The sequence below is a fragment of the Pyxidicoccus sp. M15 genome, from assembly GCF_056858435.1.
This window is the reverse complement of sequence record NZ_CM166495.1, coordinates 2252209-2268690: the sequence shown is the minus strand read 5'-3', so window position 1 is coordinate 2268690 and position 16482 is coordinate 2252209. Positions and strand designations below refer to the sequence as shown.

Genomic DNA, 16482 nt, shown 5'->3' with positions numbered 1-16482 from the left:
TCAGCGCGGCGCGCGCAGCTCGAGGTAGCGCTCGGACGCGGCGAAGCGCAGCAGCTCCACCAGCTCCGCGTCCGGGTTGTGGCGCGCGCGCAGCACGGCGAGCGCCGGGCCCACGCTCCCGCAGGCGACGAGCCCCGCGCGGTTGGCGGAGTCGCGCGCCGCGTCCGCGAGCGAGGAGGCGTTGAAGTCGCGGGTGCCGGGGTCCAGCAGTGCGACGGCGCGCTCCAGGGCGCGTGGCGAGAGGGACTCGCGCACCACGCGGGCGTCGGCGCTGGAGGCGCGCGGGTCCTTCAGGATGGTGGACAGCAGGGCCAGGGCGCGCAGCAGCTGGCCGCCCTTGAGGGCGCGCAGGGCGAGCAGGTCCGGGGACAGCGACAGCAGTGCGCGGCCGGCGTGGAAGCGCAGCTCGGCGGCGGACGGCGGCTGCTGGACGGTGAGTCGCCCCACGAGCAGGCGCGGCTGGCCCACGTGGACGGCGGTGAAGGGCGGGCCCTCGTCCTCGGCCAGGACGAGCTCGGGCAGGTTGACGTCGAGCACGCGCGCGGCGGTGTGGAGCGCGTCGAGGACGGCGGGGGCGCCGGGGCCGGAGCCGGCGCGCAGGGGCGCGGAGGTGCCGGCGGCGCGCCCCTGGGCGGGGAAGAGGCGGCAGAGGGCGATGCCGGCGCAGGCGAGCAGCTCTCCCGAGGGCGTGCGCAGGCCGGGGTGGCGCAGGCCGGCGCGCTCCTCGGAGGTGAGCGGCGGGCGCTGGGGGCGCGGGGGCGACGCGGGGGACTCGCGGCCCTCGAGCGCGTCGGCGATTTCGCGCATGAGCGAGGCGCGGCCGGAGTCTCCCCGGCTGTCGAAGTACTCGGCGGACTCGCGGTAGGGCTTCGGGTCCAGCGGGCGTTCGCGCAGGTGCCGGAAGAAGTTGGGCTCGGTGTCGGGGGACGGCTCGGAGACGACGGGGGCCTCGCGCGTCTCGGAGGAGCCGGGGCCCACCCGGGCCGCGGGCTCGGGAGGCTTCGCGGCGGACGGGCGGGCCGGAGCGGGTGCGGAGACGGTGCCCTCCCCTCGCGCGCGGACGATGCGGCGCACCGGGTCCATGCGGCCGGGCGGCGCTTCCCAGGAGATGACGCGGGTGTTGGCGACGGGCTCATCGGAGCCCAGCTCCATGGACCCTTCGTCATCCATGAGGTCCGTGGCCTTCGCGGCACGGGCCGGTGACTCGCTGTCGGCGGCGCCCGGACGGGGCGGGGACGCGGTGGAACGGGCACTGAAGCCGAGGGCCCGCGTCGGCGGGATGGGCTCGTCGTCGCCCAACATGGGAGCGCGTGGCGAGGGCGGCGGGGGCGCGGCCTTGTCCGCGCGCGCGGCCGGGTTGCGGGACTTCGGCGCGGGGTCGGCGTCTCGCGGCGCGGGAGCGCGCGAGGGCGGTGAGGCTTGCGAGACTGGTGCGGCGGCCGTGGAGCGTGGCTCGCCGCGCAAGGGCGGCATCGCGGGAGGGTTGGCGGCGGGAGCGGTTGTGCCTGGCGCGGGGGCGCGTGGCTCGGCTCGGGCCGAGGGGGATGGGGACGCGCCGCCTGGCGCGGGTGCACGCTGCTCGGAACGGGCGGGCGACGCGGCGGGCGCCCCCGGAGCGGGAGCTGCGCCACCTGACGCGGAGGCACGCGGCTCGGCGCGGCTTGCTGACGCGCCAGGAGAAGCCGGAGCGGGAGCTGCGCCACCTGACGCGGAGGCACGCGGCTCGCCGCGGCTTGCTGATGCGCCAGGAGAAGCCGGAGCGGGAGCGCGCTGCTCCGAACGGGCGGCCGGCGAACCAGGGGACGCGGCTCCACCAGGGGCAGGAGCGCGCTGCTCCGAACGGGCGGCCGACGAACCGGGGGACGCGGCTCCACCAGGGGCTGGAGCGCGCTGCTCCGAACGGGCGGCCGGCGCGCTGGCGGGAGTTGCTCCACCCGACGCGGCTCGCGGCTCGCCCGCGGGCGGGCGCTCGCCACGTGGCGGCGCGGATGAAGCCCCACTGGCCCCGGCAGGAGCCGCCGTGCGCTCCGCACGTGCCGACGGAGCGTCCTTCTCCCTGGAGGACTGCGCGGCCTTCACCGCTGAAGACGCCGATGCCCGCTCGGCCCGTTTTCTCGAACGCGCGGAAGGCCCCGGTGAGGCCTCGTCACGGGACGCCGGGGACTCATCGCCTCCGCGCCCCTTCGCGCCTGCCTCGGCCTTGTTGGAGGCGGCCGGCGCTTCGACAGCAGCGGGCGGGACGCTGATGTCCGTGTTGGAGGTGATTTCGTTGGCGAGCGCCTCGATACCCGAGGGCGTGAGGGACAGCGTCGCGGGAGCCGGGACGAGCGGCGACTTCGGCCCGCTCGGCTCGCGCCGAGGCGTGGCGCTGCGAGGCGGCTCGGGAGGCGGAAGCTCGCGCTCCTCGCGCGCCTGTCGCAGGCCCTCCGCCCTGCGCGCGTACACCTGCGCGCGCTCGGGATTGCGCAGCACCTCCCGCCAGAGCCGCGCGAGCCGCTCCCAGGCCTGCTCGCGCTCCGACTCGTCCTCGGTGGCCGTCGCCGCGTGTTCGAGCGCCCAAGCCGCCTCGCCCATGTTGCCGCGCGCGGTGAGGCGGTCCACCAGCAGCAGCCACGCCTCCTTGTGGCCGGGCTCGTAGCGCACCGCCTGGCGCAGCTCGTTCAGCGCGGACTCGCCGTCGCCCAGCGCGTCCAGCGTGGCCACCAGCTCCAGCCGGGCCTGACGTGCCGCGGGGCCTCGCGACTCCCGGGCGAGCTGGGCCCGGAGGTGCTGGCCGAGCGTCTTCGGGTCCCCCAGCTTCCGCGCGAGCGCCACCAACTGCGCGCGGGCATGCTCGCTGTCGGGGCTCTCCGCGAGCACCTCCGTCCAGGCCCACTGCGCCAGGCGCAGGTCGCCCAGGGACTCCTCCGCCGCCTGCGCGAGCATGCGCAGCCCCTCGAGCCGGTCCAGCGCGCGGCGGGGCGCGGTGGCGAGCGCGAGCCGGAGCCGCTCGGCGATGGCGGGACGCTCCGCACCGGAGACACAGCGCAGGAGCCCCGCGAGCACGGGCAACATCCCCGGCGCGAGCGCCTCCGCCGCCTCGAAGTCCGAGCGCGCCCTGTCCGGCTCGCCCATGTGGAGCCAGCGCTCTCCGCGCGTCAGGAGCGCACCGGCGCGAGCCCGGGCCGTGCGGGCCCGCTGGATGGCCTCATCGAGCGCGCGCCGCACCAGGGAGGCATCACCGCGCGTGGACAGCAGCCGCACCTGCTCACGGAGCGCGGTGCGGTCGCCGGTCAGCTCGACGATTTCCCGGTACATGCGCGCGGCCCCGGAAGGGTCCTGGAGCTCGTTCTCCATCACCTCCGCGAGACGGGTCAGCGCCTCCGCGCGCACGGTTGCGTCGCTCGCCCGGTCCGCGCGCTTGAGGTAGAGCTGCGCCAGCTCGCGCCAGGCCTGACGCGCGATGAGCTGGGCCTCCAGCTTCTGCGAGCGGGCCAGCTCCTCCGAGTCCTCGGCGCGTGGGCCCGGCGTGGCGGCACGGCCCGCCGCCTGGGGGTCCGCGCCGTCCATTCGAGCGCGCCCCGTCGCCGCCGCGTTCGCCCCCTGAGCGGGAGCGGCAGTTGGAGGCGTGGCCTGTCCCGGTGCGGGAGCACCGACGCGGGCGGGAGCGGAGCCCGCGAGCGCGGCCTCCAGGTCCGCCATGGAGACTTCCTGCGTCTCCGCGGGCGATGCCGCCGGAACAGCCGCCTGCTTCTCGGGAGCGCTGGTGGCGGGCACCTGCGTGCGCTCGGGAGCCGCCCCCGAGGTCCGAGGCATCCCCTTCTCCGGCGACTTCGCTTCCGGAGGAGCGCTCCGGGGTGCATCGTCCGGCGGGACGGGTGGAGCCTCGAACGTGAGCTCGCTCGTCGGCTCGTCATCCGCCCAGGGGTTGGCGCGAGGGACCAGAGCCCTGCCATCCCGTACGGGAGGCTGCTCACGCTCCTCGAGCTCCGCGGGAGACTCCGCCCACGGGACGGACAGATGCCGTGAATCACCGGCACGCTGTGAGGGAGCGGCCTCACCCGCGCGAGGTGGCGCCTCCGCGGGCTTGCGCGACTCCGCGGAAGGTGCGCCCGAAGGCAGCTCGATGGCGGGCATCTCCACCACCGTCGGACGCGACTCAAATGCGGGCGCGCGCGAAGCCACGCCCACTCCAGGCGGCTCCCCCGTCGTCGCACGCACCTTGGGAGCTGGCTCGCTTGAAGCCGCTCCCACCGCGGGCATCTCCACCACCGTCGGACGCGACTCAAATGCGGGCGCGCGCGAAGCCACGCCCACCCCAGGCACCTCCCCCGCCGTGGAACGCGCGTTGGAAGCCGGCTCGCCTGAAGCCGCTCCCACCGCGGGCAACGCCCCGGCCGTCGGACGCGCGGGAGAAGTGGGCTCCTCCGAGACCATCCCCACGGCGGGCATCTCCACCACCGTCGGGCGCGACTCGGGGACGGGCGTGCTCGCGGCTGCGCCCACCGCGGGCAGCTCGACCGCGGACCTGCTCGACGGCGCGCCGCCCAGCGCCTTCGCCTCCACCACGGCCGCGCGGTGCTCCTCCGTGGGCGGAGCCACCTCCACCGCCGGAAGCTCCACCTCCGTCTTCGAGCGCGTCTCCGCCAGCGCGGAGCCGACCGCAGGAAGCTCCGCCTCCGTCCGCGTGCGCGGCTCGGACTGGGGCGCGTCGGGCATCCGTCCTGGCGTGGACCAGGGCACATGCGGAACGGGTGTCGACGCCGAGGGGAAGGCCACGGCCGTCTTTTCCCGGGGCTCGGAAGGCGCCGCCGTGGGGAAGGCCACGGCCGTCTTCTCGCGAGGCACGGCCGCCTTCGATGCACTGGTGGCGGACGACTCGACGAGCGTGTCCTCCCGGTAGCTGCTGGAGCCCTCATCCCAAACGGCTGGGGCCTGGACCGCGCCCTTCAGGGTCGGCAGCTTCCCCAGCACACCGCTGGCACCGGGCCTACCCGGCTGCGCCTCCGTGCCCCCACGAAGCCCGCGCTCCCGAAGCACCTGGAGCACGCGCCGGGCCCGCCGGTCCTCCGGACGCTCCGCCAGCACCGCCTCCAGCGCGGCGATGGCGCGGGGCTCCTGTCCCACCCGCCGCAGCACTCGCGCGAGCTGCCGTCGCACCGCGCGGCGGACCTCGGGCATCTGCGCCTGCGTGGCGTCGAGGAGGGTAATCGCGGCGGCCTCGGTGCCGGCGAGCAGGGCGAAGCGTACGAGCGCGGCGGCCAGGCGCGGCGTCATGGGCTCGGTGCGGCTGGCGCGGGCGAGCTGGCCGAAGGCACGGGCGGCGGAGCCCTCGCGCAACATGTCCACGGCGGACCGCAGGTGCCGGTCCACCGTGTCTCGCGCAGCCTCCTCCGGCCTCACGTCGGGCGCGCCGGCTCGCAGCGCGTCCTGTCGGGCGGCTGCGGGCTCCGGCGTGCCGGCGCTCTTGCCGTTTCTCACGCCACCCATGGGTGGGGCAGTCTACACAACGATGCCCGTCCCGGTTGTTACCGTCCTTCTCCCTGCAAGAAATGCCGGGTCCACCGTGGCCCGGGCCGTGGAGAGCCTCCTGGCGGGCACCCTCCGGGACGTCCGCATTCTCGCCGTGGACGACGGTTCCACCGACGGTACGCGCGGGGTGCTGGAGGGGCTGGCCGCCCGGGACGCCCGGGTGGAGGTACTTGACGGCGGGGGCCGGGGGCTGGTGGCGGCCCTGAACCTGGGACTGGGCGTGGCCACCTCGCCCTACGTGGCCCGGATGGACGCGGACGACGAGGCCCTGCCCCGACGGCTGGAGGCGAGCGTGGCGGCCCTCGAAGCCGAGCCCCACCTCGCCGGCGTGGGCACGGGCGTGGAGGTCTTCCGGGAAGACCAGCCGGTGAGCCCCTCCTTCCATGCCTATGCGACGTGGCTCAACGGGCTCACCTCCGCCGAGCGCCTCTACCGCGAGCGCTTCATCGAGAGTCCCGTGTGCCACCCGTCGGTGTGCCTGCGCCGCGACGCCGTGGTGGCCGCGGGCGGCTGGCGTCACGGAGACTTCCCCGAGGACTACGCGCTGTGGCTGGAGTTGATGGACCGGGGCCACGGCCTGCGCAACGTCGCGGAGGTGCTGCTGCGCTGGCGGGACAGCAGCCAGCGGCTGACGTGGACGGACCCGCGGTACGCGGTGCGGCGCTTCACCTGGACGAAGGCGCGCTACCTCGTGCGCGGACGGGGGCCGCTGGCGGACGGGCGCCCGTGCACCGTGTGGGGCGCGGGCCCGAGCGGAAAGACGCTGGCGCGCTTCCTCCGCGAGGAGGGCGCGACGGTGGAGCGCTTCGTGGAAGTCCACCCGCGCAAGGTGGGCACGCGCATCCAGGACACGCCCGTGGTGTCACCCGACGCCCTGGGCCCGCCCGGACGGAGCCACCTGCTGGTCTGCGTGGGCGTACGCTGGGCGCGCGAGGAGATTCGCGCGGACCTGACCTCACGAGGCTGGGTGGAGGGGAGGGACTTCACCTGCGCGGCGTGACGCTGCACGTGCTCGCGGGAGATGCGGCCTGACGCGAGCGCGGTCGGGAGCTGCTGGCCGCGGTCGCAACGTCGGGGACGCGGGCCGACCAGGGCCGGATGCCGGGTGAGTACCTCCTCGCGGCGGACGAGCTGGGCGGGGTGCCCTGGTCGCAGCCCCCGGCCACGGCGCGAAGTCCGTGACTCAGCGCCCCTCCGCGCCCCCGAGGGGCCCCCGCGGAACCGCGACACCCGCCGCCGTGAAGAAGCGCAGCAGGTCATCCGGCACCACCGCCTCCACCCGCAGCACCTGTCCCGTGCTCGGGTGTCCCAGCTCCAGCGCCTGCGCGTGCAGCAGACAGCGGGGCGCCTCCACCCCGCCCGCCTTCTTCGCCCCGCCATAGCGCGCGTCGCCGAGAATCGGCGCTCCGAGCGCCGTCAGGTGCGCGCGGAGCTGGTGCGTGCGGCCCGTGTGCGGCAGCAGCTCCACCACGCAGAACTCCGGGCCCGCATGGAGCGTGCGGAAGTCCGTCAGCGCGGGCACACCGTTGGCCGCGCGAGTCGCCCGCCAGCGCCCGGGGCGTGACGGGTCCTTCGACAGCGGCAGGTCCACCGTCCCCGACGGCGGCAGCCCCGGCCCCGTGGCCGCCACGTACCGCTTGCGCGCGCGTCCCTCGCGGAACTCCGCGGCCAGCGCCGACGTCGCCTCCGCCGACTTCCCGAACACGGTGACGCCGGACGTCTCGCGGTCCAGCCGGTGGACCAGCCCCGCCTCGCGGCCCAGGTGCGCGCTGACGAGGTCCACCAGGCTCCCACCCACGCGGCCCTCGGTGGGCTGCGCCGTGAGTCCCGCAGGCTTGTCCACGGCGATGACGTCCGCGTCCTCGTAGAGCACGCGCAGCACCGGTGCCGGGGCCGACTCCGCCAGGGCGCTCTGCCCGCCCTCCTCCAGCACCACCATCACCACCTGCCCCGCCGTGAGCTTCGCCGCCGCGTCCCGGCTGCGCCGACCCGCGATGTACACCGCGCCCACGTCCACCAGCTTGCGCGCCTCCGCCTCCGGCATTCCCAGCTCGGAAGCCACCGCGTCCGCCACGGCCCGCCCCACCACCGCGCCCTCCGCGCGGAATGTCCTTCGCTTCACGGCCGCACCTCACTCACGAACAACCCTCCACCGTGCAAGCCCGCTTCCTTCCGGTGCGGAAGGCCGTTCGCCGCATGCGGCCGCCTCACGAACAGGGCGCCACGCTCCACGGTGGTCCCTTCGCGCGGAACAGGCCTCGCTTCAAGCGCGAAGCTCCACCTCGTCCCAGGGGCCATGGCCACCCTGCATCCGGGCAGGCCCCTCCACCCCGTCCCGCTGCCGCCCTCCACGGGCAGCCCCATCCATGCACAGGGCTCGGGTGTCATGCGGCGGCACTCTACGCCCGCATCGCCCTTCCGCGCCGCCCGCTTCCTGTTACCTTCCGCGCCCATGGACCGTCCCCTGCACTCCGTGCGTACGCGGCTGGACGACTTCCTCGCCGAGCTGGCCACGCTCCACTACCGGCATGGCGCCGGCCTCTCGCCGACGCTTCCCGTCTCCAGCCTCCACGCCTCCTTCCCCGAGCTGTCCTCCCCGGACACCTTCGCCGCCGCCAACGAGGCCCTCGCCAAGGCCCGCACCAGGGACGACCCGCTCGCCGTCCGCCGCCTCCAGTTGCTCCGCGAGCTGGTGGCCACCCAGGTGGAGGAGGCGCTCGCCGCCCGTCCCGCCGAGGCCGTGGCCACCCTGGAGGCCCAGTCCCAGCTCCCCGTCGATGACAGGACGCTGTCCCTCGCCGAGGCGCTCGACGAGCTCCCCCGCGAGCCCAACCGCGCCCGCCGCACCCTGCTGGAGCGCGCCATCGGCAACTTCCTCTGGGAGCGCCGCGGCCCCTATGGAGACAGGCGCGAGGCGGCCCTCGTCGCCGTGGAGCGGCTGGGCGCGAAGGACTACCCCGCCCTGCGCGAGGACGTCACCGGCATCGCCTACGGCAAGCTCGTGGAAGCCGCCACGGAGACGCTCCGGCGCACCGAGGACGCCTACCGCGACGTGCTCGCCTACGTCCTCAAGAAGGTGGACCCGCTGCTGCGCCCGTTTCCCGCCGGAGAGGCGCGCCGGCATGACCTCCAGCACGCGCTCCAGGCGCCGTGGATGTTCCCCTTCTTCCGGCGCGAGGACACCTTCCCCGCGGTGGTGCGCTGGCTCGGGGAGTGGGGCCTCACGCCCAACGCCGGGGGCCGCATCCGCATCGACGACGAGGCGCGCCCGGGCAAGTCGCCCCGCCCCTTCGTCGCCAGCGTGCGCGTGCCGGACGAGGTGCGCCTGGTGATTCAGCCGCAAGGCGGCATGGACGCGCTGGGCAGCTTCCTCCACGAGATGGGCCACGCGCAGCACCGCGCCCACGTGTCGGACACGCTGCCCATGGAGCTGCGCCGGCTGGGCGACGCGTCGGTGACGGAAGCGTACGCGGCCCTCTTCGAGCGGCTGCTCCTGTCCCCCAGCTGGCTCAAGCGCTACCTGGATTTGCCCACGGTGACGGCGCGCGACACGGTGCGGCTGGCCGCGTTCCAGGCCCTCGCGGTGCTGCGCCGCCACTGCGCGAAGCTGTCCTACGAGCTGTCGCTCAGCACGCGCGGCCCCTCGGTGGAGCGCGCGGACGAGTACGCGGACGGCCAGCGCCAGGCGCTCTTCGTCGAGCCGCACCCGGGCTACTTCCTCCATGACGTGGACCCGCAGCTCTACACGGCCCACTACCTGCGCGCGTGGGCGCTGGAGACGCGGCTCACTGCCCGCCTCACGGAGCGCTTCAACGAGGACTATTGGAGGAATCCCGCTGCGGCCGCCTGGCTCGAGGGGCTGTTCGCGCGGGGCGGTACGGACGACGCGGAAGGACTGGCCACAGAGGTCTCGGGCACGCCGCTGGCAGTGCCCGAGGCCGGGGAGCGCCTCGTGGCCATCCTCAACCGGTAGTGGTGACTCCGCGAGACGACTACTTCTTCTTGCGGAGCGCCCGGACGATCTTGTCCTTCGTCGCGTTCGCCGACGCCTTGGCGGGCGCGGGCGTGGCGGGCGTCATCACCTGCTTGTTGTTGCCGCTGGCCACCGGCTTGCCGCCCGCACGGGCGCGCATGGCCTTGAGCAACTGCATCTCGATGACGAGAAGCTCGTCGCCGAGTTCCTCGTTGTCACCCGCGGCGCGGGGAAGTGGAGCACGGGTGCTGGAAGCGCCGGCACCGTGCCGCATGCGCAGAACCCTCTCCTCCTCGGCCGACAGCGTGCGCGTCTTCTCCAGCGCCGCCTTGACCTCCTTGGCCGTCACCGTGCTACTTCCGACCTTGCGCTCCATCGCCGCTCCCTTGCTGTGTGGCCCGCTGAACGTCCGTACATGTCGGACGCGTCCGAGCCGCAACCGTCGGGGATTGTAGAGGACGCAAGAGTGAGCGCAAATTTTCTTCCAACAGGTCGCTGCCGGGCTGTAGCGCCCGGGGCCTCGCGCTACAGGCGGAAACCGAGCCCGAGGTACCCCGAAGTCAGGGCCTGCCGTTCACCGGAGAACGGGTCTCCCCCGGCGGAGAAGTTCTGGTAGCGGGCCTCGGCGGAGAGGAAGAGCTGGCGCCCCAGCTCCACCCCCACCCCACCACACAGCTCCGCGCCCACCTGCAGCGCGCGCGAGGCGGCCACGTCCTGCTTCTCGTGGGCCACCAGCAGGCTGGCCCCGGCGCCCAGGTAGGGCCGCACGCGCCGGGGGCCCGGGGGCGTAATCCGGATGGACATGGGGGTGGCCTCGGTGCGCCGGCGGCTGGAGGCCACGTGCCCGCCCACCTCCATGACGGCGTACGCCTTGCGGTAGCCCCAGGCCAGGCTCGCGCTGTAGCCCCGCTCGTGGGCCCCGTCCGTGTCCGTCAGGACGTAGGCGCCCACCGGTGCGACGGTGACGCCCAGGTTGCGCAGGGGCGGCTCGGCGCGCGCCACGGGGGCGGCGAGGCCGGCGAGACAGGACAGGAGGATGGCGAAGCGACGCATGCCCGGCCGTTGAGCAAGGCACACGCCATGCCCGAAAGGCCCAGTGAAGTCAGGTGCTTGCGGGAAGGGAGCGGGCGCCCTGCCACCCGCGTCCGGGCGGGACGGTCAGGGCAGGCGAGCAGCCGCATTCCCAGTGTGAGCCCAGCGCGCCGGGCCCACATGACGCGGGGGCCAGGGGTGTGCCGCACCCGGTGGCCCCACGCGTCGACTCAGTTGCCCTCTTCCTCCTCGGGCCCGGGCGGGGCCTCGGCGCCGGGCTTGTCCTTGTCGGCGCCCTCGGGCTTCTTGCGCTCGATGCCGAAGGCGTCCAGCGCGTCGGCGATGCCCTGGGGCTTGTCCGCGTCGGGGAGGAAGTCCTCCGGCGGCTGGAGCTTCGGGTCCTGGCCCAGCTCGCTGAGGGCGGACTCGAGCGTCAGGCGCAGCTCGGCGGCCTCGGGCGTCTTCTCCGAGGGCACGCCGATGCGGCCGTCCAGCCGGGCCTTGAGGACCACGGACGTCTCCGCGTCCACCACCACCTCGCCGTCCAGCGAGCGCGGCACGCGGTGGGCGAAGAAGGCGGCGCGGCGGCGGGTGCTCTCGTCGGCCCCGCCCTTGGGCTCGAAGGCCGCGGGCAGCGGCCGGCCGGGGGTGCCTTCCGACGCGGGGCCCAGCGTCACGACGTAGCGCCACGCGGTGCGGCCCTCGTACGTCATCGTCCCCTCGGGGGACAGCTTGAGGCGGCCCTGGAAGAGGCTGTCGAAGTCGCGGATGGCGCCGGTCAGCTCCGTGCGGGTGCGCTCGGCCATGCCGCGGTCGCGAAGGCGCTGACGGAACGGGCCGTAGCGGTTGCGGGCGAACACCTGGCCGCCCACGCGCATGACCTCCAGGCCCTGGTCCCTGGAGTTCTCCAGCACGCCGTGGAAGTCACCGGAGACACCGCCGGGGCCGGCGCGGAAGGTGCGCGTCTCGGTGAGCTTCACCGGGTTGGAGTTGGCGGAGGACCACTCGTAGGTGACGCTGGACTGGAAGCGATGGGGGCCCAGCCGCTCGGTCACCTCGGCGGCGTCCATGCCCAGGATGCGGCGGGCCACCTGGGGGTTGCTGGCGACATCCTCGGGGGGCAGCTTCTGCTTCGCGGAGGCCACCACCTTCGGCGGGTCCTCTGGCGAGAAGATGCGTGCCTTGGCCGCCTTGTCGACCGGGTCGGAACAGCCCGCGGCGGCCAGCGCCAGGGCGAGGGTGAAGGCGGACTTCTTCAAACGGCTCACGGCTCCTCCAGAGGGGTACAACAGGGCCGGCAAGTTACGTGGGGCATACAGGTGCGGCAAGCAGTGGCTTGCGTGCAGCCGTGCAAGGGATAGAACGCCCATCTCATGCAGAACCTGCGCGACAAGTTATTGAAGGCGGGCCTCGTCACCGAGGAACAGACCAAGAAGGTGGAGTCCTCGCCCGGCCAGACGGAAGCCCGACGGTCCCCTCCCCAGGAGGGCGGCCGTCCAGGCGGAAACCGTTCGGCCCCTCCTCGTGACGAGAACCGGACACACGGAGGTCCACCGAGCCGTGAGGGCGGTCCCCGCGAGGGAGGTCCCCGCGAAGGCGGGGGCCGCCGCGATGCCGGTGGCCGTCCTCCTCCCGGAGGCGGTGGCCGCTTCGGCCCTGGCGGCGGTGGCCGTCCGGGTGGTGGTCGTCCCGGGGGCGGCGGTGGCCGTCCGGGTGGCCCCATCCCGCGTTTCGGCGGCCCGCCCCAGCAGGGGCGCCCGGGTGCCGCCGCGCCCGAGAAGGCCATCCCCAAGCTGCCGCCCATGCCCGGCTCCAAGGCGTATCAGCGCGCCGAGTCCAAGAAGCAGGTGGAAATCGACCGGGCGCTGAGGGAGCTGGTGCTCGGCGCACAGGTGCCCGTGGAGGCCGGCGAGACGGCGTTCTACTTCATGACCCGCAAGGGCAAGCTGCGGCGGCTGGAGCTGAGCCCGGCGCAGGCGAAGCAGCTCGAGGACGGGGAGCTCGGCGTGGTGGAGCGCCCCGAGCCCGCGCAAATCGAGCACTCGCTGGTGCCCTCGGCGGCGGCGGAGCAGATGTACGCGCTGTCGAAGAAGGCCGTGCGCTTCCTCAACCGCAAGGACAACCCCGTCGGCTTCATGAACGACGAGGAGCTCAAGGCCCAGCAGGCGTCCGAGGCCGCCGGCACCGCGCCGGAGCTGTCGGATGAGGCCGAGGGTGGCGAAGCCGCGGAGGGCGCCGAGGGTGAGGGCGCCGCCGAGGCCGCTCCCGAGGGCGCCGCCGAGGAGTCCTCCGGGCAGACGCCCGAGGGCGGCGACAAGGTCGGCGGCGGCTGAGCCGTCCCCTTCCCCTCCCCTGCTCACATCGGGGAGGGGGACCCGCACCGCATCAGCGGGCGTCGGCGGAACGCGCCGACGCCGACGCGGCTCCTGTCATCACCTCGAGCGGGTGGGGCCATCGCCACGGGCCCTGGCGCCTCACTCCGGCATACCGAGGAGCGGAGCCCGTAATGCCTCCGGGTCGCGACAGCGCACCGTGCGTGCGGGACTGATGCCCGCCGACAGTGGCGTTTCTGGCGCCCCGCAACCCGTCGTGGGCCTCGGGGTTAACATCGGCACGCCATGGTGGACCCCTACCTCCGGTTGCTGCCCGTCTTCTTCGTCATCTCCGGACTGGTGAAGGCCGTGCCGGTGACGGTGGGCTTCGCGTTGAGCCGCACGCGACTGGCCGAGCGCTGGCGCGTGTACCGGCGCGCCCTGGCACCGGGACAGCTCGAGAGCGAGGCGCGGGCGGCCATCGGCGTGGTGGTGTGCGACGCGCTGCTCATCACCGCCTTCCGCGCCGCCAACGAGCACCGGCTCGCGCCGTTCAGCGTGGGCGTGGCGCTGCTCAGCTTCGCGTGGATGTTCGTGGGCTTCGAGGTGTGGTTCTACGTGACGCACCGGCTGCTGCACACGCGCGCGCTCTACCGGCTGCACGCGCAGCACCACGTGGCGCAGGTGACGGACCCGCTCACGTCGCTGTCCTTCTCCGTGGTGGAGCGGCTGGTGCTGATGGGCGGCGGCTTCGGCCTCGTCCTCCTGGCCATGCGGTTCATGCCCGTCACGCAGGTGGGCATCATGGCGTACATCCTCACCAACTACGCCCTCAACGTGTTCGGCCACGGCAACACGGAGTGGCTGCCCGAGCGCTTCGTGCGCTCCCCGGCCGGGCGTTTCTTCTTCACGCCCACGTTCCACGCCCTGCACCACGCGCGCTACCAGGGGCACTACGGCCTCTTCACGCCGGTGCTGGACCGGTGGCTCGGCACGACGTTCGACGACTACGTGGAGGTCCACGCCCGCGCGCGCGCCGGCGAAGGGCTGGAGCGAATCGGCGAGCGCGTTCGCTCTGCGAAACAGCCCACCGCGCTCGCGCCCACTCCCTGACCCGGGGCACGGACGTGGTGCATGAGCGTTGATGCCGGAAGCAAGCTCCGGCGCTACGCTCCCGGCCCATGACGACAACCCGCAAGACTGTGGTGGTGACGGGCGCGAGCCGGGGCATCGGCCGTGCCGTGGCGCTGGCCTTCGCTCGCGAGGGCCATGGAGTCTGGGCCCTGGCACGCTCGGCGGACGCGCTGGCGTCCCTGCGCGCCGAGGGCGGCGACAACATCCGGCCTCACGCGGTGGATGTCGCGGACGAGGCGGCCCTGCTCGCCATCAGCAAGACCATCCTCGCGGACGGCGCCCCGCGCGTGCTCGTGAACAACGCCGGCATCACCGTGTCCGCGCCGCTGACGAAGACGCGCACGGAGGACCTGGCGCGCGTCATGGCCGTCAACGTCACCGCGCCCTTCATCCTCTGCCGCGAGCTGATGCCGGCCATGGCGCAGGCGGGCGGCGGACGCGTCATCAACATCGGCTCCATGGCCGCGACGCGCGGGGTGAAGTACACGTCCGCGTACTGCGCGTCCAAGCACGCGCTGCTGGGCCTGTCGCGCGCGCTGGCGGCGGAGTACGCGAAGAAGCAGGTGACGGTGAACGTGGTGAACCCGGGCTGGGTGGAGACGGACATGTTCACCAACGCCACCGCCGCCATCAGCAAGAGCACCGGCCGCACCGACGAGCAGGCCCGCGAGACGCTCGCGTCGATGAACGCCATGGGCCGCATCATCCAGCCGGAGGAAGTGGCCGCGCTCTGCGTGTTCCTCGCGTCGGACGCGGCGGGCGGCATCACCGGCGCCGCGTACGCCATCGACGGCGGCGAGCAGGGCTGACACTTCACTCCCAATCCGCCTGACTGGCTGCCCGGCCGCCACTCGTGGCCGGGCCTGTTGCGCACCGGGCACCTCATCCCCAGTCTCCGCCATCGCCCGGACGGCAACGGGTGCTTCGCGATGAGGAGGTAGGGCGTGAGGCGGTGGTGGGGTGCGGTGCTGGGCGTGTGTGTGTGGGCGGGTTGTTCGGCGGAGCACGGTGGAGGGGCGGCGGCGGAAGCACCCGCGCAGGAAGGGACGCCCGTGGCCGAGACGCCTCCCGCGGAAGCGGGAGACCCGGTGGCGGAGCAGCAGCCTCCCGCCGAGGAGCCCGCGCCTGGAGACGCCGGTGTGCCCGACGAGCCCACACCGCCCGCGGCCTGCTCGGGGCCGGACGGCACGGCGCGGCTGGCGTGGAGCTACGACGCCGCGTGGGACCAGAGCGTGGACTTCCGCGGGACGATGGACGCGGACGGCCGGACGTACTGGACGGAGTGCGAAAGCTCGTACTGGTCCGACAAGAACCCGAGCCAGCTCCAGTGCCACCTCGTCTCCGCCACGCGCGACGGCGCCATCCGCTACCGGCTCCTGCTGCCCCGGAGCGGGCTCACGGCCGTACACGCGGTGGACCCGGCGAGCCTCTACCTGACGTCCGGGAACACCACCCTCTCCGCGCAGGCGCTCGAGGATGGCCGCGAGCTGTGGAGCGCCGACCTCGCGAAGCTGCGCACCGAGGACCCGCAGGAGGCCCGGATGTTCCTCATCGACTCCGTGTCGCTCGGCTCGCCGTACGTGCTCGCGGTGCTGCGGAACACCTTCGAGGACGTGGACGGGAAGACGCTGCTCGTGGCGCTGCGCGCGGACACGGGCGCGGTGGCGTGGACGGCGCTGACACCCGCGCTGCGCACGCCCGTGGTGCTGGACGCGGAGGGCAACGTCTACGGCGGTTCCTTCGATGCCACGGCCGGGGAGACGACGCTCTTCTCGTACACGCCGGAAGGCCAGCCGCGCTGGCAGGTGCGCCGCGCGGGTGAGCTCCGGCCCTCCGCGGTGGAGGGCGGCAGGCTCGTGCTGGACCGCGCCGAGGTGGCCGACGCGGCCACGGGAGCGCCGGTCGCCACGCTGGCCACCGCGACGATGGTGGACGGCTACTTCTCGCTCGGCCTGTCCAGCTCCGCCCATGGGCGCGTGGCGCTCCAGGGGAGCTCGCTCTTCCTCCCGGCCCCGCCGTGCACCGGCGCGGGCTGCCCGACGCAGCAGCATCCCGGCCGCACGTTCCTCTACGGGCTGAGCCCGGAGGACGGCTCGCCGCGCTGGCACCGGGCCGTGGGCGCGTGGCCCATGTCGCCGCTGCTCACCGGGCGCGGCTCGCTGCTCCTCGTGGACCGCCCGGCCCCGGAGGGCTGCGAGGACAGCAACAGCTGCGTGGGAGATGACTCGTCCAGCGACTCGTTCCTGCGGGAGCTGGCGGTGGACGACGGGCGGGAGTTGGCCGCGTGCGCGCTGCCGGGCAGGGCGCCCTACATCACCCCGCCCGCGCTGCACACGGGGCGCGTGGTGCTGGGCGCGTGGACCAACTGGCTCGCGAGCAATGACTGGACGCGGCGCATGAGCATCCGCGCCTTCGACCTGTCCGTGCCCACCGGGCCCGCGGCCACCGGCTGGGTGAGCGCGGGCGGCGGCAACTCCCGCTCGGGTCGGGCGGCGCCGCGGCCCTGAGCCGGACCGTGCC

At 74.3% G+C, this 16482-nt stretch carries 11 protein-coding genes; 6 read left to right on the top strand and 5 right to left on the bottom strand.

From position 1 onward, the window contains the following. Positions 1–5469 carry a tetratricopeptide repeat protein gene (locus ACX9TP_RS09040; RefSeq protein WP_482979329.1) on the bottom strand — a complete coding sequence of 1823 codons (5469 nt, stop codon included), beginning with the start codon at positions 5467–5469 and terminating at the stop codon, positions 1–3. A gap of 76 nt (positions 5470–5545) precedes the next feature. On the opposite strand from ACX9TP_RS09040, the gene ACX9TP_RS09035 reads away from it, so the two are divergent. Then, the gene (locus ACX9TP_RS09035; protein ID WP_482979328.1) at positions 5546–6511 is read left to right on the top strand and encodes a glycosyltransferase; all 966 of its coding nucleotides are present in this window, start codon (positions 5546–5548) and stop codon (positions 6509–6511) included. Positions 6512–6694: 183 nt separating this feature from the next. On the opposite strand, the gene ACX9TP_RS09030 is transcribed toward ACX9TP_RS09035, so the two are convergent. Further along, the gene (locus tag ACX9TP_RS09030) at positions 6695–7633 is read right to left on the bottom strand and encodes an RluA family pseudouridine synthase (protein ID WP_482979327.1); all 939 of its coding nucleotides are present in this window, start codon (positions 7631–7633) and stop codon (positions 6695–6697) included. A gap of 330 nt (positions 7634–7963) precedes the next feature. Here ACX9TP_RS09030 and ACX9TP_RS09025 point away from each other — a divergent pair, with 330 nt between their 5' ends. Then, the gene (locus ACX9TP_RS09025) at positions 7964–9484 is read left to right on the top strand and encodes a peptidase M3 (protein WP_482979326.1); all 1521 of its coding nucleotides are present in this window, start codon (positions 7964–7966) and stop codon (positions 9482–9484) included. 19 nt (positions 9485–9503) lie between these two features. Here the strand turns inward: ACX9TP_RS09025 and ACX9TP_RS09020 are convergent, their stop codons facing one another. The 3 genes from ACX9TP_RS09020 to ACX9TP_RS09010 all read right to left on the bottom strand — a co-directional run bounded on the left by ACX9TP_RS09020 (position 9504) and on the right by ACX9TP_RS09010 (position 11784). Then, a complete protein-coding gene (locus ACX9TP_RS09020; protein WP_482979325.1) occupies positions 9504–9860 on the bottom strand; it encodes a hypothetical protein in 357 nt (118 codons plus the stop codon). A 149-nt stretch (positions 9861–10009) separates the two neighbouring features. After that, entirely contained in the window at positions 10010–10537 is a 528-nt protein-coding gene (locus tag ACX9TP_RS09015; RefSeq protein ID WP_482979324.1) for a hypothetical protein, read from the bottom strand. A gap of 209 nt (positions 10538–10746) precedes the next feature. Next, positions 10747–11784: a hypothetical protein gene (locus ACX9TP_RS09010; protein WP_482979323.1), complete on the bottom strand. Its 1038-nt coding sequence runs from the start codon at positions 11782–11784 to the stop codon at positions 10747–10749. A 534-nt stretch (positions 11785–12318) separates the two neighbouring features. On the opposite strand from ACX9TP_RS09010, the gene ACX9TP_RS09005 reads away from it, so the two are divergent. From ACX9TP_RS09005 to ACX9TP_RS08990, 4 genes are all read left to right on the top strand, one after another. Next, complete coding sequence (locus ACX9TP_RS09005; protein ID WP_482979322.1) at positions 12319–12849, top strand: DUF2058 family protein; 531 nt, start codon at positions 12319–12321, stop codon at positions 12847–12849. A gap of 285 nt (positions 12850–13134) precedes the next feature. Beyond that, entirely contained in the window at positions 13135–13941 is an 807-nt protein-coding gene (locus ACX9TP_RS09000) for a sterol desaturase family protein (RefSeq protein ID WP_482979321.1), read from the top strand. 68 nt (positions 13942–14009) lie between these two features. Then, positions 14010–14771: an SDR family NAD(P)-dependent oxidoreductase gene (locus ACX9TP_RS08995; protein ID WP_482979320.1), complete on the top strand. Its 762-nt coding sequence runs from the start codon at positions 14010–14012 to the stop codon at positions 14769–14771. A 243-nt stretch (positions 14772–15014) separates the two neighbouring features. Beyond that, complete coding sequence (locus tag ACX9TP_RS08990; protein ID WP_482979319.1) at positions 15015–16469, top strand: outer membrane protein assembly factor BamB family protein; 1455 nt, start codon at positions 15015–15017, stop codon at positions 16467–16469. The last annotated feature ends 13 nt before the right edge of the window (positions 16470–16482 follow it).

What these genes read in the sequence shown, in the direction of transcription:
- ACX9TP_RS09040 (WP_482979329.1), bottom strand. Translation starts at nt 5,469, where the DNA reads ATGGGTGGCGTGAGAAACGGCAAGAGCGCCGGCACGCCGGAGCCCGCA.
- ACX9TP_RS09025 (WP_482979326.1), top strand. Translation starts at nt 7,964, where the DNA reads ATGGACCGTCCCCTGCACTCCGTGCGTACGCGGCTGGACGACTTCCTC.
- ACX9TP_RS09020 (WP_482979325.1), bottom strand. Translation starts at nt 9,860, where the DNA reads ATGGAGCGCAAGGTCGGAAGTAGCACGGTGACGGCCAAGGAGGTCAAG.
- ACX9TP_RS09015 (WP_482979324.1), bottom strand. Translation starts at nt 10,537, where the DNA reads ATGCGTCGCTTCGCCATCCTCCTGTCCTGTCTCGCCGGCCTCGCCGCC.
- ACX9TP_RS09005 (WP_482979322.1), top strand. Translation starts at nt 12,319, where the DNA reads ATGCCCGGCTCCAAGGCGTATCAGCGCGCCGAGTCCAAGAAGCAGGTG.
- ACX9TP_RS09000 (WP_482979321.1), top strand. Translation starts at nt 13,135, where the DNA reads ATGGTGGACCCCTACCTCCGGTTGCTGCCCGTCTTCTTCGTCATCTCC.
- ACX9TP_RS08995 (WP_482979320.1), top strand. Translation starts at nt 14,010, where the DNA reads ATGACGACAACCCGCAAGACTGTGGTGGTGACGGGCGCGAGCCGGGGC.